This is a genomic window from Saccharibacillus endophyticus (assembly GCF_013185185.1).
GTDB lineage: Bacteria > Bacillota > Bacilli > Paenibacillales > Paenibacillaceae > Saccharibacillus > Saccharibacillus endophyticus.
Genome location: NZ_JAAZWE010000001.1, coordinates 823,318 through 842,923, shown reverse-complemented (window position 1 = coordinate 842,923; position 19,606 = coordinate 823,318). Strand labels below are relative to the sequence as shown.

At 53.5% G+C, this 19,606-nt stretch carries 14 protein-coding genes; 9 read left to right on the top strand and 5 right to left on the bottom strand.

Translation table 11 applies throughout. The annotated features are described in order from the left end of the window. Nucleotides 1-287 precede the first annotated feature (287 nt). Together metE and HRQ63_RS03815 are read left to right on the top strand one after the other, a co-directional pair. Complete coding sequence (metE, locus tag HRQ63_RS03820; RefSeq protein WP_172239325.1) at nt 288-2,726, top strand: 5-methyltetrahydropteroyltriglutamate--homocysteine S-methyltransferase; 2,439 nt, start codon at nt 288-290, stop codon at nt 2,724-2,726. Further along, nucleotides 2,726-4,618 (top strand): bifunctional homocysteine S-methyltransferase/methylenetetrahydrofolate reductase, encoded by a 1,893-nt coding sequence (locus HRQ63_RS03815; protein WP_172239322.1) that lies wholly within the window; start codon nt 2,726-2,728, stop codon nt 4,616-4,618. The genes metE and HRQ63_RS03815 overlap by 1 nt, the downstream gene beginning before the upstream one ends. Before the next feature lie 106 nt (nt 4,619-4,724). On the opposite strand, the gene HRQ63_RS03810 is transcribed toward HRQ63_RS03815, so the two are convergent. Beyond that, a complete protein-coding gene (locus HRQ63_RS03810) occupies nt 4,725-5,129 on the bottom strand; it encodes a CBS domain-containing protein (RefSeq protein WP_172239319.1) in 405 nt (134 codons plus the stop codon). A gap of 190 nt (nt 5,130-5,319) precedes the next feature. Between HRQ63_RS03810 and HRQ63_RS03805 the strand changes: the two genes are divergently transcribed. The 4 genes from HRQ63_RS03805 to HRQ63_RS03790 all read left to right on the top strand — a co-directional run bounded on the left by HRQ63_RS03805 (nt 5,320) and on the right by HRQ63_RS03790 (nt 7,254). Then, nucleotides 5,320-5,805, top strand: a complete 486-nt coding sequence (locus HRQ63_RS03805; RefSeq protein ID WP_172239316.1) for an oxidoreductase — start codon at nt 5,320-5,322, stop codon at nt 5,803-5,805. A gap of 16 nt (nt 5,806-5,821) precedes the next feature. Further along, complete coding sequence (locus HRQ63_RS03800; RefSeq protein ID WP_172239313.1) at nt 5,822-6,226, top strand: hypothetical protein; 405 nt, start codon at nt 5,822-5,824, stop codon at nt 6,224-6,226. Nucleotides 6,227-6,327: 101 nt separating this feature from the next. After that, a complete protein-coding gene (locus HRQ63_RS03795; RefSeq protein WP_172239310.1) occupies nt 6,328-6,768 on the top strand; it encodes a hypothetical protein in 441 nt (146 codons plus the stop codon). 21 nt (nt 6,769-6,789) lie between these two features. After that, the gene (locus HRQ63_RS03790) at nt 6,790-7,254 is read left to right on the top strand and encodes an SMI1/KNR4 family protein (RefSeq protein ID WP_172239307.1); all 465 of its coding nucleotides are present in this window, start codon (nt 6,790-6,792) and stop codon (nt 7,252-7,254) included. 71 nt (nt 7,255-7,325) lie between these two features. Here HRQ63_RS03790 and HRQ63_RS03785 read toward each other — a convergent pair whose 3' ends face one another. Next, nucleotides 7,326-8,957, bottom strand: coding sequence for a PucR family transcriptional regulator (locus tag HRQ63_RS03785; protein WP_172239304.1), 1,632 nt, complete (start codon nt 8,955-8,957; stop codon nt 7,326-7,328). A 281-nt stretch (nt 8,958-9,238) separates the two neighbouring features. Here HRQ63_RS03785 and HRQ63_RS03780 point away from each other — a divergent pair, with 281 nt between their 5' ends. Both HRQ63_RS03780 and HRQ63_RS03775 read left to right on the top strand, forming a co-directional pair. Beyond that, nucleotides 9,239-10,486 carry a pyridoxal-phosphate-dependent aminotransferase family protein gene (locus tag HRQ63_RS03780; RefSeq protein ID WP_172239301.1) on the top strand — a complete coding sequence of 416 codons (1,248 nt, stop codon included), beginning with the start codon at nt 9,239-9,241 and terminating at the stop codon, nt 10,484-10,486. Between the two features lie 413 nt (nt 10,487-10,899). Further along, nucleotides 10,900-12,306, top strand: a complete 1,407-nt coding sequence (locus HRQ63_RS03775; protein WP_172239298.1) for an NCS1 family transporter — start codon at nt 10,900-10,902, stop codon at nt 12,304-12,306. 407 nt (nt 12,307-12,713) lie between these two features. Here HRQ63_RS03775 and HRQ63_RS03770 read toward each other — a convergent pair whose 3' ends face one another. After that, nucleotides 12,714-14,705, bottom strand: coding sequence for a beta-galactosidase trimerization domain-containing protein (locus HRQ63_RS03770; RefSeq protein WP_172239295.1), 1,992 nt, complete (start codon nt 14,703-14,705; stop codon nt 12,714-12,716). 218 nt (nt 14,706-14,923) lie between these two features. Between HRQ63_RS03770 and HRQ63_RS03765 the strand changes: the two genes are divergently transcribed. Next, nucleotides 14,924-15,805: a helix-turn-helix transcriptional regulator gene (locus HRQ63_RS03765; RefSeq protein ID WP_172239292.1), complete on the top strand. Its 882-nt coding sequence runs from the start codon at nt 14,924-14,926 to the stop codon at nt 15,803-15,805. Nucleotides 15,806-16,630: 825 nt separating this feature from the next. Here HRQ63_RS03765 and uxaC read toward each other — a convergent pair. Together uxaC and HRQ63_RS03755 are read right to left on the bottom strand one after the other, a co-directional pair. Continuing rightward, nucleotides 16,631-18,115 carry a glucuronate isomerase gene (gene uxaC, locus HRQ63_RS03760; protein ID WP_172239289.1) on the bottom strand — a complete coding sequence of 495 codons (1,485 nt, stop codon included), beginning with the start codon at nt 18,113-18,115 and terminating at the stop codon, nt 16,631-16,633. After that, nucleotides 18,112-19,599 (bottom strand): UxaA family hydrolase, encoded by a 1,488-nt coding sequence (locus HRQ63_RS03755; RefSeq protein WP_172239286.1) that lies wholly within the window; start codon nt 19,597-19,599, stop codon nt 18,112-18,114. The genes uxaC and HRQ63_RS03755 overlap by 4 nt, the downstream gene beginning before the upstream one ends. Between the last annotated feature and the right edge of the window lie 7 nt (nt 19,600-19,606).

Here is a 19,606-nt window from a genome sequence, read left to right as displayed (position 1 = left end):
AGCCTGAAGATATAGACGATTCGAGGGCTCTGCTGCCGTCTTCGGGAGCCGGAAGACCGCGAATCCTTACGGGATAAGGGATTGACCGTTTTTAACGTGAACAGGGGATTGCAGCCGGCTATCGGGAATTCCGAGAGCTGAGCATGGAATTTGACTATAACGCCGTCTTGTCGGCTTTCGGGAGCGATTGACACTCGGCTGCCGGATGCCTAATATCATACTCAAAGTCACGGACGAGCCGCCGACAGGCAGGCACCTCCGAATATCCGGCAGAGAGGAAGATCAACATGACGCAAGCGAAAAGTTCGAATTTGGGGTATCCGAGAATCGGCGAAAAACGGGAATGGAAAAAATTGCTGGAGGCGCACTGGTCGGGCAAGATCGACGCGGCCGAGTTGGAAAGCGAAACGAAAAAGCTTCGTTTGGAGTATCTGAAGAAACAGCGCGACCTGAAAGCGGAATTGATTCCGGTCGGCGACTTCTCGCTCTATGATCACATTCTCGACACCGCGTTTACCTTCGGTCTCGTGCCGCAGCGCTTCACCGGCGGCGCCGACACCGCTGCGCACGACGAGAACTGCAACTGCGCAAGCGGCGCTCACGACGAAGAACCGGCGGCAGCGAAAGATGCGGGAACGAAATTCTTTGCTCCGAACGAACAAGGCGTATATGGACTGGATGCTTACTTCGCCGTAGCGCGGGGTACAAAAGCATTCGCGGCTTCGCCGATGACCAAATGGTTCGACACGAACTATCATTATATCGTGCCCGAGCTGCAAGGCCTGACGCCGAAGCTTACGGTCAACCGCCCGCTGGCCTTCTACCTTGAAGCCAAAGAAGAGCTGGGCATCGACGGAAAACCTGTCATCGTCGGCCCGCTCACCTTGCTGAAGTTGGCACGCGGTATCGAAAACGATCGTTTCGACTCGCTGCTGGACGAACTCATTCCGCTGTACGTGCAAGTATTAAAGGAACTGAGCGAAGCCGGAGCGAAATGGGTACAAATCGACGAGCCGATCCTGGTTTTGGAAACCAGCGACGAAGACGCTGCGCGCCTGCGTAAAATCTACGAAGCTTTCGATGCCGCTACGCCTGAGCTGAACATCCTGCTGCAAACGTACTTCGAATCGGTATCCCGTTACGAAGAAGTGGTACAGCTTCCGGTGCAAGCGATCGGCCTTGACTTCGTCTATGACCGCGGTCGCAACCTGGCTGCTCTCGAAAAGAACGGCTTCCCTCAAGATAAGATTCTGGGCGTGGGCATCATCGACGGCCGCAACATCTGGCGTTCCGATCTGAGCGTGAAGCTGGAACTGCTGCGTCGCATCGAAAAAGCCGCAAACGCGAAAGAGCTGTTCATTCAACCGTCTTCGAGCCTGCTGCACGTGCCGGTCACGACGCGCAGCGAGGAAAAGCTGGAAGCGAAGATTAAAAACGGCCTGAGCTTCGCCGACGAGAAGCTGGCGGAAATCGCGACTTTGGTTAAAGCGCTGAACGAAGGCGAGGAAGCCGCGGCTGCCGAAATCAAGGAAAGCGTGGACGCGGTTGCCGCACTGAACGCATCGCCGGAACGCAACGACGAATCGGTACGCGACGCGTTGGGCAAGCTGGATGCCAACCGTCCGGAACGTTTGTCGCCTTACGCGACGCGCCGCGACGTGCAAGCCAAGCACTGGCCGCTGCCATTGCTGCCGACGACAACGATCGGAAGTCTGCCGCAGACCACCGAAGTTCGTCAAGCGCGCAGCAAGTGGAAAAAAGGAGAGTGGAGCGAAGCTCAATACGTTGAGTTCCTGCATGCGGAAACGGAGCGTTGGATTCGTATCCAAGAAGAGATCGGCATCGACGTGCTGGTACACGGCGAGTTCGAGCGTAACGACATGGTCGAATACTTCGGCGAGCAGTTGGCCGGTTTCACGACATCGTCCTTCGCCTGGGTACAATCGTACGGTTCGCGCTGCGTGAAGCCGCCGATCCTGTACGGAGACGTGAAGCTGCTGAGCCCGATGACGGTAACGGAAAGCGCGTACGCGCAATCGCTGACGGACAAGCCGGTCAAAGGCATGCTGACAGGCCCGATCACGATCTACAACTGGTCGTTCGTACGCGACGATCTGTCCCGCGCCGTCGTGCAGAACCAGATCGCTCTGGCTCTTCGTTCCGAAGTCAGTGCGCTGGAAGAAGCCGGCATCGGCATGATTCAAGTGGACGAACCGGCACTGCGCGAAGGTCTTCCGCTCAAGCGCGAAGATTGGCAGGCGTACCTGGATGACGCGGTCTATGCGTTCCGCGCTTCGACGACAAGCGTGCAGGACGTAACGCAAATCCACACGCATATGTGCTATGCCGAGTTCGGCGATATCATTCAAGCGATCTCCGACCTTGACGCCGACGTCATCTCGATCGAAGCGGCGCGCAGCCACGGCAACCTGGTATCCGCGTTCGAAGACGATACGTACGACAAAGGCATCGGCTTGGGCGTATTCGATATCCACAGCCCGCGTTTACCGGACCAATCCGAGATCGAGTCGATCGCGCAGCGCGCGCTTGAAGTCCTTGATCCGGCCCAATTCTGGATCAACCCGGACTGCGGCCTGAAAACGCGACGCGAAGAAGAAGTCGTGCCGTCGCTGAAGACGATGGTCGCAGCAGCCGTAGCCTTGCGTGAGCAGTTCGCGAAAGCAGGAGCAGCAGGAGGCGTCGGAGCGACCGGCGATCAAATCTAATGGGGCTGCTCGACGAACTGCGAACAAGAGTGATCGTCGCCGATGGGGCGATGGGCACGCTGCTGTATCTGAACGGCATCGACCGCTGCTTCGAAGAGCTGAACCTGACCCGTCCCGAGCAGGTGCGCCAGATTCACCGGGCGTACCTGGGCGCGGGAGCCGAAGTGATCCAGACCAATACGTATGCGGCGAACGATCACAAGCTGAAGCGCTATAATCTGGAGTACGAGCTGGAATCGATCAACCGGGCAGGCGCCCGGTTGGCCCGTTCGGCCGCGGAAGGCACCGGGGCTTACGTTCTGGGCACGATCGGCGGTATCCGCAATACCAAGCCCGGCGAAGTTTCGCTCGGCGAGATCAAGCGGAGCAACGAGCGTCAGATTGAAGCACTGCTATCCGAAGAGGTAGATGGTTTGCTGCTGGAAACTTTTTACGATCCCGAAGAATTGCGCGCTACGCTGACTTTGGCCCGCAAAAAAACGGATCTGCCGATCGTGGCGCAAGTCTCGACGCAGGATTCCGGTTATTTGCAGGACGGAAGCACGTTGGCTGAAATGTTTGCCATTTTGGAAGGGTTGGGCGCGGACGTGGTCGGATTGAACTGCCGGCTCGGCCCGTTCCATATGAATCGTTATTTGAAGCAGGTACCGCTGCCCAAGCATGCGTTCCTGTCGGCTTATCCGAACGCGGGTCTGCCCGAGTATAACGAAGGCCGCATCAGATACCGTTCGGGAGCGGATTATTTCGGGAAAAGCGCGTTGGATCTGCGCGATCAAGGCGTGCGTCTGATCGGCGGCTGCTGCGGCACGACGCCCGAGCATGTGGCCGCGATGGTCGAGTCCGTGAAAGGCGCCGCGCCGATTACGGAGAAAATTACGGAAGCGCTTCCCGGGACGGAGGCGCAGCGGATCGAGATCCGCGAGACGGTCGCCGAGCTTGCAAGCGCCGACGCGCCGCCCGCCGAGAGATTGTTCCACGAGATCACTGCTGCGAAAGATCACTCGGTCATCGTCGAGCTCGACCCTCCGCGCACGCTGCGCACCGAAGGCTTTTTCAAAGGCGTGCAAGCGCTCAAAGAAGCCGGAATCGACGCGCTCACGCTGGCGGACAACTCGCTCGCAAGTCCCCGGATCGCCAACGAATCGCTGGCTTCGGTCGTCAAAAACAAGTACGGCGTGAAGCCGCTGGTGCACGTCGCCTGCCGGGACCGCAACATGATCGGGCTTCAATCCCATCTGATGGGGCTTGCCGCTTCGGGCATCAATCAGATGATCGCGATCACGGGCGACCCGTCGAAGGTCGGCGACGTCCCGGGTGCGACCTCCGTCTACGACTACAATTCGTTCGACCTGATCAAGCTGACCAAACAGTTCAACGAAGGCCGATTGCCTTCGGGCCGCTCGCTCGGTCTGCGTGCAAACTTTTCGGTCGGCGCCGCGTTCGATCCGAACGTGCGCCATCTGGACAAAGGCGTGCAGCGTCTGGAGAAAAAGATTGCGGCCGGCGCCGACTACTTCATGACGCAGCCCGTTTACGACGAAAAAAGGATCGAAGAGCTGTATCATGCAACCAAGCATCTGAAGCAGCAGATCTTTATCGGCATCATGCCGCTGATCAGCGCGCAAAACGCTTCCTTCCTGCATAACGAAGTGCCTGGCATCCGTCTGACGGACGAGGTGCTGGGACGGATGCAGCGTTACGAACACGACAAGGAAGCCGCGATGCAGGAAGGGATGAACATCTCCCGTTCCCTGATCGACGTGATTTTGGAATACTTCAGCGGTGTCTACATCATGACTCCGTTCCTGCGCTACGAGCAATCGGCGGAGCTGACCCGTTATGTGCATGAAGCGGCAGCGAAGCGCAAAGGACAGAATATCCAATCGGGTTAAGCCTTAACTTTCCGACGAAATACCCTCATACTTTAACAAAAAAAGCTTTCCACCATTCGCTTGCGCGAACGTCGTGGAAAGCTTTTTTCCTGCCTGGAAAATCGATTCAGTCCATGATCCCGTCATTGTAATAATTGATGATATCCCGGCGGCGGATAATCCCGAGGAATACGCCGTCGTGATCGGTTACGGGCACGAAGTTCTGATCGGCGGCGAGGGTCAGCATATCCTCCATGTCCGCATCGATCACGACCGATTCGTTATGCCGATACCGCTTGATGCTGCTGAGCGAAATATCGGACATCATCTCCAGATTGAAGTTGAACGTGTTTTTAAGTTTCCAAAGCAGATCGCCTTCGGACAGCGTGCCTACGTAGCGGCCCTGCTCGTCGATGATCGGCACCGCGGAATAATGATTCTTCTCCAGCAAATCCATCGCTTCCATCATCGTGGCGGAAGAGGGGATATGCTTGACTTGATCCTTGGGTAAAAGAAAACGCGAGACTTCCATGTAAGTGTACACTCCTTAACCGTCGAATTTCCGAACCCTTATTCCTATTAAAACATAGTTGAGGTCTTTTTTGAATGTTTAGCGAGTTATACGACAAAAGCGTAACTATTTAAGCGGCTGGACCGTCTTGGTTATAGGGGCTTTTAAAGCATCAAAGTTGACAATATTCCCTAAAAAGGTGGAGCTAACGTTGTCCAAAGTATCGATATTGCATCTACGAAAAGAAAAACGCGAAGGTTATCCGTGTACGTTTGAACATGCGGATTTATGGATTGACGGACAGCGGTTATACGATCGGGTGATCGGCATGTATCCCAATCTTGACGATATCGCTTGCCTGGGATTCGGGAGCGAAAGTTTTCAGAAAGAACATATCGAAAAACTGTTGTTGAATGCCGAAGCGGATTTTCCGGACGGCCGACGCGCGCTTTATATCTGCCCTGCTTGCGGCGATCTGGGTTGCGGGGCAGTATCGCTGCGAATCAAGCGGGAGGATGGACAATTCGTTTGGTACGATTTTGGGATCGAGAGCGAGGGCTCTCCCAATCCGAGAGTGACTGCCATGCCTGAAATTGGTCCTTTTTATTTTGAAGAGCAAGCTTATATAGAAACGATTCGTTCTGCCTATGGTCTAGAAGGATTTTATTGGCCGAGAGAAGCAGGCAGTGACTCGTAAGGAGGAGATATAGCATATGAGCATGTACCGTCGCCATTGGGCCCTTTTGTCGTTGCTTGGAGTGATCGCGATCGCGGTTACGATTTCCTTTATCCGTTATGAGCCGATTCGTTATGTTGAGGCTGAGGAAACGAAGGCGTCGCCCGCTATGGCTGAACGTATCCGGACGGAGGGCGCGGAAGACCAGCTGCTGCTTTTGGAAGACGAAGGCTGGACGTATGCCTACTACCGTCGGCCCGAAGGATTGTACGAGAGGGTGAATATTCAGGTCATCGATTCGGGAACTTTTTATAAGGTAAAAGCCATTGTCGATTATGCGCATAACGAACAGTTTATCGACACGGACAGTCTGGTTCGTTTCAAAAACGAATCCGGCAAAAAAATCGAAATCGGAAAAACGGAGGGGCCTTGGGATTCATGAAAATAAGCAAAAGATGGGGGTTGTCGTTGATCGTTTTATGCGCCCTGGGAGCAGCTTTTTTCCTTTACTGGCCGAGGCAGGTTCATTTGGACGTACAGGGCGTGAAATACCATCTGGGCGAAGCGAATGCGGGGCATGAAGAGCTTGTGCGAGTAAAGATCGACAGCGAGGTTTGGAAAGATTGGAAAGGCGCTCGGACGTTTTCGGGTACGATCGATATTCAAGGAAGCGATATCCCATTAACTGAATCCGAACAAAAAATAAAGATAAACTTGGGCGAAGGAGCGGGAAGTCGGTTAATTGCTTATAATGGCTACCATGAGATTACGGGTCCCTTTCGTTATATATATGGAAGTTTTTATGCCGATGACCCGCTGCGCAACGTCACGATCAATGTTTTTGAGCAAAAAGAAGACGGCGGTTCGGAGTGGAGCAGCGATTCGGGCCTCATGGTCAGCGCACCTGCATCGAACCGGACAGAGGCACTGGAAGTGGCGAATAAGCTAATGAAGAAAGATATGCGGGGCGAAGCATTAAAATAGAAAGAAAGGGTGAGCACGCGCATGCATGAAAACTTAAGCCGAAGGCTGGACGGATTCGCCGGAAGCAAACGCCGGTTAAAGGAAAAAGTAGAGCCTGAATGGATCGAGGCCGCGGAAAAAGAGCTGGGGTACCGCCTGCCGGATTCGTACAAATGGTGGCTCCGGGAATTCGGAATGCTCCGTCTGGGAGGGACGGAGATCTTTACGCTGGCCCCGCCGGAATTTCAAGAGGAAGCGCCTGACGACCTGATCAATCAATATCGGTTAAACATCGAGCAGGACTGGATTCCGAAAGATCGGTTATACATATTCAAGCCGGATGCGGATGCTGAATTCTTTTTTGACGTCTCGCAGCCGATTGTTGAGCCAGACGTACCGGTCGAATACCCGATTATGTTGTTCGAACCTTTTGGCGCGGAACCCGAGGAATATGCGGATAGCTTTGTCGGTTTTTTGGATCGGCTGCTGCAAGAACGAGGACACTGAACCGCCTTTATCTTGTAAAAAAAGATCGCTTACTGCATCCTTGCGGACCGGTAGCGATCTTTTCGCGTTTGTTATTTCGACGTCGCGCCTTCAGGCAGCAGCGCCTTGATTCGAAATGCCATCCGCAGCCGCAGCGTCTCTTCCGGGTCTTTCAAGCTGCGCCCGATGATCTCCTCGCATTTTTCCAATCGATAAATGACGGTATTGCGGTGAATGTACAGTCGCTTCGCCGTTTCCGCGAGCTGGCAGTGCGTCTCCATATACACGGACAGCGTCTGGAGCAGCATATGATGGTCTTTCAGCGTCTCGTCCGTAAAGCCCTGCATCGTATCCGTATAAAACTTGCGCAGATGCTCGTACGGAATCATGCGCAAAATTTCGGGAACTTCTTTCGGTTGATAGATCTCGATAAAACGGGTCTTGCCCGCGATTCCGCCGAAATAAAGAGCTTCGTTCGCTTCCTTGTAGGAGATCGGAACATGGGCGAGCGGTTGCGCGTAGCTGCTGAAGCCCAGCGACAAATCGGAGCCGTAATGCGCCGAGATTTTGTTTTGCAGTCTCTCCAGCAGCGACACGAAGGAAGGCTCGACCGTTTTCCAATCATCGACCAAAGGCATGAGCAGCACATAAGCGCGGTCATGGGTGAACAGATGAACGGGATGACGGAAGTTAGCCAATTCGGCTTCGAGATGCTCGGCGATCCGATCCTGCTCCGCCTTGTATTGGACGAAAGAAGTCGTTTTTTCCGTACCGTCCAGTTTGGCCACCGCGCAAATATAACGTTGGTCGCCGGACAATCCGAACTCGCGTCCGCGGCTGGCGATCTCTTCGCTGCCGGAAAAGGCTCCTCCGATAAAGTTGGCGAAGAAGTCGTTTTGGATGCGTCGGCGATTCTGCTTGAGCGCATTTTCCTTCATCAATTCGAAAGCGATCACGTTGGTTGCCTGTTCGATCGTGAGCACCAACGAACTCTCGGAGAAGCGTACGAAGCCTTCGATGCATAGATAATGAAGCTGCCTGTGCGTATAGACGGGAAAAAGGGTCAGCGTCTCGCGTTGTTCATCCAGCAGCGAAAAGGAAGAACAGATCGAAGGCGTCGCCAGCAAATGGCCGCCGTCGGCCAAAGAAGCTTCGAGTCTTGCGGCCGTCGAACTGCGCGTAAACTGCCCCGAGATCGGCTGCAAATAAGGACCCAGTAAAACCACGGGCAGATGAAGCAGGGAAGACAGTTGATCAAGCAGCTTGGGGATGCCCTGACCGCTCATGATTTGTTGAGTAAATTGACGATGGGTCTGCATGGCGTTGTGAAGCTCATTTGTCCGCATGTCGAGGATATGGCTGAGCGACTTGTTTACGATGTCGCCTAGAGAAGTATTGGAAGGAAGTTCTAACAGCGGAAGGTTTAACTCATTAGCCAACTGCACGGCTGATTCCGGAATGCCGCCGAGGTACCGTTTGCTCTTAATGCCGAGAGCCGCACATCCCTGAGCGCTCATGACGCGAATAAGTTCGAGCAGCGCGGTTAAATCGTCTTTTAAATGAAAAGCAGTTGTAATCAGGAGTTCGTTTGGTTTTAAATAAGAGATAATATCGGGAGCGTCCATCATGTTGACGGTATAGACCTCGCGATTCAATCCGTTTGCTCCCGCCGCGATCAGGGTTTCGTCAAACACGGGCAGTTTCAGCAAGTCGTTAAGTTTCATGGTTTTCGTGCCCCTTTGGTTAACGTGTACAACGAGTCTTTTAATTCTTCTACAATTTCGTGAATGATTTCAATGTGGTTTTATTCTACAATTAATCAATCGCATTTGCCAAGTCATTTAAACTAACATCGATCGAAAATCGTATAAAGTTGGAATAAAGGCTATCGAGCATAACGTGCATAAGAAAACAACCGACCCATGGGACGTGTTTCGGCAACTTTTACAGCGAAACCGAGGACATGGCCCGATACGGACGGACAAATTGAGGAGGCGTTAAACAGATGACGAAGTACCGCGAAATCCATGCACCTTTGAGAACGATTATGACTCCCGGGCCGGTCGAAGCCGATCCGAGAGTGCTTCGCGCGATGGCGACGCCGATTCTCGGACAATTCGATCCGGAGTTCACGCGGATGATGAACGAGACGATGGACATGCTTCGGCAGACGTTCCAGACGAAAAACCAGTGGGCCTTTCCGGTAGACGGAACATCCCGCTCGGGAATCGAAGCGGTTCTGTGCAGTTTGATCGAGCCGGGAGATAAAGTTCTGATTCCGATTTTCGGTCGCTTCGGTCATTTGCTCACCGAGATTGCGGAGCGTAACGGCGCCGAAGTTTATTTGATGGAATGTACATGGGGCGAGGTCTTCGACCAACAGGCGGTCATCGACGAAGTGGAACGCGTCCAACCGAAGATTTTGGCTATCGTGCACGGAGAGACGTCGACAGGCTGCATGCAACCGCTCGACAAGATCGGTCCCGCTTGCCGCGAACTCGGCGTATTGACAGTCGTGGATGCGGTCGCTTCGATCGGCGGTACTCCGGTCAAAGTCGACGAGTGGCAGCTTGACGCGGTGATCGGCGGCACGCAAAAATGTATTTCCGTACCTTCCGGCATGGCGCCCGTCACGTACAACGAGCGCGTAGAGCGCATTTTGGAAAGTCGGAAAAAAGTCGAACGCGGCGTTGCGCAAGAGAGCGATCTTCATTACGTGGCTCATCCGATCCGCAGCAACTATTTCGATCTTAGCCAGCTGCAAGACTACTGGGGTCCTCGCCGCCTGAATCACCACACGGAAGCGACGTCGATGCTGTATGCGCTGCGCGAAGGACTGCGCATTTTGTTGGAAGAAGGATTGGAAGAGCGCTTCGAACGTCACAAGCTGCACGAGAAAGCATTGATGGCCGGTATTCGAGGCATGGGGCTGGAATTGTTCAACGACGTCGCTTGGAAGCTTCCGGTCGTAACTTGCGTGAAAATTCCTGCGGGCGTGGACGGCGAGTCGGTACGCAGCATGCTGCTGAATCAGTTCGGCATCGAGATCGCAAGCTCGTTCGGCCCGCTGCACGGACAGATCTGGCGGATCGGAACGATGGGCTACAGCTGCCGCAAAGAGAACGTGCTGTTCGTTCTGGCTGCGCTGGAAGCCGTGTTGATCCGACACCATGCTCCGATCACGGTCGGACGCGGCGTGCAAGGCGCGCTTGACGTGTACGAGCAGGTTGAAGCGGGTGCATTGGCTCTGTAAAAAGGTTGCGCCGCGAGAAAAGGATTCCGAGCCTTTCCGGAGTCCTTTTGCGCAAGTTTTCGAGATACGCCTTTTTTTGAACTTTCGCTTTCTCGCGATACTGCGGAGAAGTTTTAAACGAAAGGCGAATCTTCACCCCGTTTTTATCGTCAAGAAGTGCTTGGCAAGAATCCAAACAAAGAGTTAAATGGATTGTAAGAAGGGTGTAAACTTTTTTTGTTCAATATCGACAGCGAACAGATTCATAATTTACGTTTTTGCTAATGAATTGCCGCGTCAAGCTGATAAAATAAGAAGCATAAAGCAAGGGGTAAGAATACATTACATAGAAAAGTAATGTTATCTTACTGGACTTCCGATTCATCCGTAACCACGGATCGATAAAGGCAACCAAAAAGAGGGAGTGAGCGAATATGTCTACGAATTTGGCGGGGCAATCAGCGGAGGGCACGCAATTGCAGGAAGTGAGCAACTTGGACGAATCCCTGAATCCGAAGCGGGACAATGAAAGAACGGTTGGTCCAGTAGCGTATATGTTCATGTGGATCGGGGACGGCGTCAATCTCGGGAACATGACGCTCGGGGCAAGCTTGATCGCCGTAGGCGTAGCCACATTGAATGCGCTTCAAACCTTCGTTGCCGCAATTTTGGCAATCGGCATCATCTCGGTAATCTTTGCGCTTAACGATCGGTTCGGTTACCGTACAGGTATTCCTTACGTGGTTCAACTGCGCATGTCGTTCGGCATCAAAGGCTCGGTCATCTCCTCGTTCCTGCGCGGCGTACCCGCCATCGTCTGGTACGGCTTCCAGAGCTGGGTCGGAGGTACCGCGTTGAATGAAATCGTCAAAGTGCTTAGCGGCGGTTCGTTCGATAACGTTGCCATATGTTTCGTCATTTTGCAGGCTGTACAGATCGTGTTGTCGCTGTACGGATTCCATGCGATTAAATGGGTGGAAACGCTTGCCTCGGTCGTGATCATGCTCGCGCTCGTTTACGTCTTCGGCCTGCTGCTTACGCAACACAGCGAAGATATCACGAACGTATGGGTAAACGCGCAGGGCACATGGGGACTTCCGTTCTTCGCCTTCATCATGGTATTCCTCGGCAACTATGCCGCGATCTTCCTGAGCGCCGCCGATTACTCCCGCGAGCTCAAGTCCGGCATCAGCGACAAGAAGCGCAGCGCGCTGTACTTCGTGCCGATCATTATCGCTTACGGCTTCGTTCTGACGATCGGTGCCATGATGGCAGCGGCTACAGGCATCTCCAACCCGGTTAAAGCCTTCGCGGTTATCGTCGACAACCCTTACATCACGGTAGCGGTATCGGCCTTCATCGTTATCGGCGCCGTAGCGGTAAACATGGTAGCCAACATCGTACCGCCGGCTTACGTCATCTCGCTCGTGACCAAATTGAAGTATAAAGCTTCGGTCGTGATCACCGGTCTGCTTGCGCTTTGCTCCTTCCCATGGGTGCTTGTGCAAGACTCCTCGGCCAAAGGCTTGAACACGTTTATCTTGATCTACTCCGCTTTCCTGGGTCCGATCGTAGCCATCCTGTTGGTGGAATACTACATTCTGCGCAAACAAAAGGTGGATGCTGCCGAGCTGTATCGGGAAGACGGCGCATTCAAAGGATACAACCCGAGCGCGATTCTCGCCATGCTCATCGGAGCGGGCGCGGCCTTCCTGCTTGTGGACATCGGCTGGATCATCGGTTTCGTTACGGCAGGTATCGCGTATCTGCTGCTGAGCAAGTTCGCTTTCAAAGGATCTTCGTTCAAAAAAGGAACCATTTACGATACGACTTCGAACTGATTCCCGGCTATTCGTTGCATGACGAATCAAACGAAAAACCGCTTTTCCGCCGTTCGGCGGGGAGCGGTTTTTTTTTTTTTCGTTCGCAGCATCGGAGCAGCACGCTAACGAATACGGATAGGGAATGAGGAACCGGCAAACTTTTCTTCGGGCTGCGGCTTTTCTGTCGTAAAAAATTCTTCGCCTGCGTTCGACATTTTAAATTCGACGCGATAGGTAGCGGGCGGTGCATCGTTCAGACCAACCGACTCGCCCAAGGTGTCGTGAGTAATACGCATGCTAATATGATTCGGACAACTGGAACTCCCGAATACGTATTGGAGCGGGACTTCTCCCAGATTAATAAAGGTTGCAGAATCAGTCGCGGCAGATCAGATAGGGATGCGTAATCGAGTGAATGCGATCCTCTAAAATTCGATAACCACCATCTGGTGACAAGACCACTCCGGCACCGTAAAGCGAATCTGCCCGTTTTCCTGTACGAACGGAAGAGACTGTCGCTCTGGAGCCAGATACAGTTCACGTACCGGATACTGCTCGGCCAATCGAACATCCGTCGATTTTACGAGCGGCAGATCCTCGATCACTTCGGTATCCTTGCCGCGACGAACGGGAGGGGCATAGAGCAGATGGAGCACCCGGCGATTTGCCGCAGGCTGCTCCTGAAGCGTAGCGACGCCTTGCGCGGGCAGATCGACGCGCAGTGTGCGTTCTCCTGCCGCCGACTCCAACAATCGATCCAGCAGATGCAGCAGGATTTGTTTGACCGGCAGGCTGCCATACTCGGCGTAGTCGGCGAACAAATTCCATGCTGCATAGATGCCGTCCGCCCCTTCGGTAATACCCGCTCCCGCATCTTGCAGATCGGACGGAGCGTGTCGGTGAGAACTGAAGGTGAACAGGTCGCGGTTAAAATACGGGTTTTGCCGATTGCCCAGCAGCCGATCTCCGGGTGCTAAATCAATCTCGTAAGCATCCGCGTAAACAATAAACGATGCAAGGCGAAGTGCCGGAAGTTCAAAATCAGGTCGAGTGTAAGTCGGGTTAAAAGAAGAGGCTCCCAACCACTTTGCGCCGAGTTTTAAAGCAAAAGCCGATTCGTCCGGAAGCATTCCCGACCGTCCCGTAGCCAAAATCTTGCCGCCTTTTGCCGTGAATTCATTAAGTTTGCCGTGCAGCTCGGGCGTAATTCCGATGCAGTCCGGCAGGATCACGACCTTATAGCGAAGCCAATCGCTTTCAAGATCGACGACATCGAACAGATAGTGTCCTTCAAGCAAAATGCGCACTGCTCCGGTATCGGCTGCCGCAATCGCTTTGAGGTTCAGTGTTTGATCGGCGAAATCGGCTGCCGCAGCTTCTGCCGATACTAATGCGATATCCGCCACCGACACGGTTTCGCGACACCATTCTTCTTTTGCCTCGACTTCCGCATACGCTTCTCCGATCAACGCATACGTGGCCGGGTCCATTTCGCCCAACGGATGCAGCTGATCGCCGACCGAACAGCCTGCGCCGTTGGCCAGACTCAGTGCCGCTTCGTAACGCAAGGCGTTAGGATGCTTGAAGCCGCCGAACTCGCCCCAGGACTGATGAAATTTTCCCGTCATGCCGAGCACTTCCATCCCGAGTCCCTGCGCATAACGCGCCGACAGCGGGAAGTGATCATATCCCCAGCCGCCCGTCGGCAGCGATTCCAGCTCCAAATGCGTATTGAGCGCAGCCAGATCGCGCCGTCCGCGCCGAATATGTCCGTTATTGTGGAAAAGCGGAAGATCAGGCTTCAAAGCATGAACGGCTTCCTCCATCGCGGCTCCGTATTTCAGGTACGTTTCTTCCCAGAGCTGCTGCATGTCCGTCGTATTCCGGGGATCCGAGCCGCGTTTGCGAATCTCCGCCACGCAGGATTGGCAGTAGCATTCGCGTACGCCGACGATATCCAGGAAAATGCCGTCCGCGTCATACCGTTCTGCGACCTCGCGTACCTGAGCCGCCAGCATTTCCAAGTAAGGCGTGTTCATGCAAAATTGATGATAACCCGGTTCCATAAAGTCCGAGGCCCAGTTGGTTCGTTCCTGTTTGTCGCGGATCAGCCATTCGGGATGTCGTCGAGCCAGCTTTTCATCCAATCCCGCAGACAAATAAACCGGCGTTTTTACCCCGATCTCATGCGCCGCTTCGATTTGTGCACGCAGCAGGTCAAACGACAAATTCGGATGAATCTCGTTCGCTTCGGACGGGTGATAGGCCCAACCGTGATGACATTTGGAAAAGACGGTAATCGAATCTACATGACCGAGCTTCAGCATGTCCTGGAATTGCTTTTTTGAAAAGCGTTGCCCGATGTCCCCGATTGCTTCTGACGTGTGAAAATCCAGATGAACCTGCCGGAATCGCATTCCATGTTCCTCCCTGATTGACTAGAATATCGTACGATATCTACCACTCTAACGGATATTCAGGCTTAAAGAAGCTGACAATATCGACTACGTATCGTACAATTTCTACATCATGAAGGAAAAGAACGGCAAGCAGGAAGTAAGAGCAAGATCGGAAAATGCCGCTCGACCGGATGGAGCAGAGTGCTTAACCGATGATCGAAAAGGAGAATGAGATTATGCGAACGATGGAATTTGTTATGCCGCCTTTTCCGCAAATTGCTGCAATCGGACATGGCATTTGGCGGCAGGGCATGATGCACGCCGAGCGAGTGTTCGGGGCGTATGATCTGATTATCTGCGGATCGGGCGCTTTGTATATGGAAGAGGAGGGAGAGCGGTACGAGATCGGGCAGGAAGAGATGTTGGTGTTGGAGGAAGGCTTGCGTCATAGCGGCTACCGTCCGACCGAGGTCGATACGGAAGTGTATTGGATTCATTTTCGGCATGCGACTCCGAGTGAGCCTAAGCCGCAACTGCATGAAGACTCGGCACCGGGCCAACCTTTGCCGCCGAGATCCAGTCAGGAAACCGTTCCAAGCCCCGGCGTTGTCCGCATTCCCAAATTCGGCAAAATCGATCTTGCGTCGCTGCGGCCTTTGCTGGATCGGATGCTGCGTCTGTACGAAACGCCGACGCGGGCACGTTCTTACGAACTGCATGTCTTATTCGGCCAGCTTCTGCTTGAACTGCAAAAAGAACTTACCGTGTCTCAAGTGCGCTCTCGTGCGGATCAACTGGGAGAAGAATGCGCAGCTTACTTAGAGCGTACGCTGGAGCTTCCGTTCAATTCCGAGCAAATGGAGCAGGATCTGCATTATCATTTCGATTATCTATCCCGCTGTTTGAAGCAATATACCGGAATGAGCCCGCTGGCTTATCGGCACCATTTGCAGATCGAACGCGCCAAGCGGCTGCTGGCGCACTCGGATGATCCGCTTACGGAAATCGGCGAGCAGTGCGGGTTCCGGGACGCCAATTATTTCTCCCGATTGTTTAAAAGGGAGACGATGCTGACTCCGGGGGAGTATCGGCGGCGGCATTCTGTTTTTCGGATATGAATTTGTTGATTCTGGGGAAAATCCTGTTCGTGAAAGAAGCGGGGGCGCTGCGGGAGAAATTCGTTTCGATCGCGTGTTGCATTTGGGAAGCTGGATTGGAATTTTTATAGGAAGCTTCCCAAATGCAAAGGCGAACGCTAACGCTTCTACACTGAATTTCTCCCTCCGCTAAGCGCTTTGTTTCCTGACAGGAGTTTCAAAGAATCAAACGGGTAGGGTTTAAGGGAGGAGTAAGTTCTATGTAATCCAACTCATCGGCCATGATGGATAAACAATTGCTCTGATTTGCTACAGTGCTTCGAAAGCAACGTACAAAGGCCATTTTGTTGCTAATTACAGCCAGATTGATCTTTAAGCAATGTAGACATTTCATTCGTCCTCAAATCGACGAACTAACAGCTCTAGGTTGCTTTTTATGTAATCTAAGTCTATCACTTGCCGTCTTATTCAACTCTACATTGACAAATCGGCAACGCAATGGAAACAGCGTAGTGCAAATTGTGAGCGAAACCAGTTACCTTGGATCTCCATTCTTGAAAAAATCTTTTCCCAAATAAAACAAGCCGCGCCCAAGCGCAGCTTGTTATACTTCATTATTTATCTATCCTAACTACCCTAAAAAGTAAAAAATAGATAAGCTCTGTTCACGAAAGGCCAACAGGCAGCGGGTTCATTTCAGTGAAGGAATGGAATGTTCGCCTTTGAAATCGAGAAAAACCATTTATAGTTTCAATCTATTTTCTCGATTTCAACACGCGACCGAAACGAAATGAACCCGCTGCCGCCCGTAGGCCTTTCCCTCCCGAACAGGACCTTATCCTATTTTTATTTCCCGCCGAATCCGAAATAAGAAGCTGCATTCCCGTACGCGATATCCTCCGTCATTCGTCCCAGCAGCTCCGGATCGTCCGGCGCTTCCCCGCGATCGGCCAGTTCGCCGATCCACTCGCACAATACGCGCCGGAAATACTCGTGCCGCGTATACGACAGGAAGCTGCGCGAATCGGTCAGCATGCCGACGAATCGCGACAGCAGGCCGTTGTCCGCCAGCAGCGTCAATTGGCGGCGCATGCCGTCTCGGGTGTCGTTGTACCACCAGCCGGAGCCCAACTGCATTTTTCCGGCAATGCCTCCGCCTTGATAACAGCCCATCAGCGCCAGCAGTGCCGGATAATCGCCGGGATTAAGCGAATACAGGATCGTTTTCGGCAGACCGGATTCGATCTCCGCGCGGTCGAGCAGTCGGGACAGCGATTGGGTCAACGGCAGATCGTTTAATGCGTCATATCCGGTATCCGGACCGAGCTTGCGGAACATCGGCGTATTGTTGTTGCGGTACGCGTGCAGATGCAGCTGCATCGTCCAGCCTTGCCGCGCGTACATGCCGATCAGGCGGGTCAGCAGTTCGGTCCGGTAGCGGGTCACTTCGATTTCGCTTAAGTCCTCGCCGTTCAGGCGTTTGGCGTAGATCCGTTCGAGTTCGTCCGCGTCTGCCGCTTCGTATTTCAACGTGTCCAGCGCATGGTCGGACAGTCGTCCGCCGCGTTCATGGAAAAAGCGTACGCGGTCATCCAAAATGTCCGTCAGCTCCGCGAAAGTGGAAGCCGTTCGTCCGGACGCTTTTTCCAAACGAACAATCCAGTCCTGAAATCCGGGCGCATCAATATTGAGTGCTTTGTCCGGACGGAAGGTCGGAAGCACCGTGAAGCGCTGCTCCTCCTCCGCCAACAGCCGATGATACTCCAAATCGTCCGCAGGATCATCGGTGGTGCAGACGATTTTCACGTTGGAGTTTGCAATCAGCGCGCGGCGCGTAAATTCCGATTGCTTAAGCTTTTCGTTGGCCTGTTCCCAAATCTCCGGTGCGGTGCGTTCGTTTAACTGCGAGTCGATCCCGAAAAATCGCCGCAGTTCCAGATGGGTCCAACTGTACAGCGGATTACCTACCGTTTTCGGCACGGTTTCCGCCCAGGCTGTGAAGCGATCGTAGTCGGAAGCCGAGCCGGTGATCCGTTCTTCGTCGATTCCGTTCGCCCGCATCAGCCGCCATTTGTAATGGTCGCCGTACAGCCAAGCTTCCGTCAGATTGGCGAACGGTTTGTCTTCATGGATTTCTTTCGGATCGAGATGGCAGTGATAGTCGATAATCGGCATCTTTTGCGCATGTTCGTGGAACAGCTTGCGCGCCGTTTCGGTGGAGAGGAGAAAGTTATCGTTCAAAAAGCCGCTTTTTCCAACCGATGTATCAGCCGTGTTTTCCGATAAGCCCGAAGCTTTCGTTTGGCCTGCGTTCGTCTTTTTCGTATTCATAGCGTTACCCCCGTTTTAAAGATAGCCAGTTCGCGCACCTGATTTTCTTCGTTCCGCGTTTTGCGTCCGCTGGCGACTTCGATCAAATAAGTGATAAAGGCCTCCAAAATTTCTTCCATCGGCTGTTCCAATAGCGGTCCCGCGTTGAAATCCATCCAGTGTCCTTTTTTGGCGAACAGTTCGTTGTTGGTCGCGATTTTAACCGTAGGCACGAAGCTGCCGAACGGCGTTCCGCGTCCTGTCGTAAACAGCACCAGTTGGCAATCCGAGGCCGCGAGCGCGGAAGAAGCGACCAGGTCGTTACCGGGCGCTTGCAGCAGGCTTAATCCTTTTTTGCGCAGCTTCTCGCCGTATTTCAGCACGTCCACAACGGCCGAAGTGCCTGCTTTTTGCGTACAGCCCAGCGACTTGTCTTCCAGCGTGCTAATGCCTCCCGCTTTATTGCCCGGCGACGGATTCTCGTACACCGTCTCGCCGTGCGACAGGAAATACTGTTTGAAATCGTTGATCAGCCAGACGATATTTTCGAATACTTCTTCGTTTTCGGCACGGGCCATCAGCATTTTTTCGGCGCCGAACATCTCGGGAACTTCGGTTAAAATGGTGCTGCCGCCTTGACCGATCAGGAAGTCCGAGAAAGCGCCGAGCAGCGGATTGGCGGTGATGCCGGAGAAACCGTCGGAACCGCCGCATTTCAAGCCGACATTCAACTCGCTCAAAGGCACGGGTTCGCGTTTATCGCGAATAGCCGCTTGATGCAGCTCTTCAAGCAGTTCCAGTCCCGCTTCGACTTCGTCCCCGACTTCCTGCGCAACCAGAAACTTGACTCTGGATTCGTCGAAGTCGCCTAACATCTGCTTGAACTCGGCGACGATATTGTTTTCGCAGCCGAGTCCGAATACCAATACGCCGCCTGCGTTCGGATGGTTGACCGCGTCCATCAGAATGCTGCGGGTCATTCGGTGATCATCGCCCAGTTGGGAGCAGCCGTACGGATGTTTCAGCACCGTCACATTGTCGAAAGGACCGAGATCGGGATGAACGGCTTTGAATTCGGCAACCATCAGTTCGGCGACGCCGTTTACGCAGCCGACGGTCGGGACAAGGAACAGATCGTTGCGAATGCCGACTTTTCCGCTGCCGCGACGATAACCTTCAAAAGTCAGTCCCCGGTTCGGATAAGAGACGGGGTGCAGTTCCGGTTCATAGTGGTATTCCTCTTCGCCCGCGAGCGTAGTCTTGATGTTATGGGTATGAATCCATTGTCCGACCGGAATGTCTTCGGCGGCATAGCCGATCGGGGCTCCGTATTTCATTACGACGCCGCCTGCCGGGATCGAAGCGGTCGCGATCTTATGACCTTGCGGGACATCGCTCAGACTGGATACTTCCGTCCCTTCCGCATCCAGATGCTCGCCGCCTGACAAAGGGCGCAAAGCGACGGCGACATTGTCGCGGGGATTCATTTTCATCAAAGTCCGCATGTCTTGA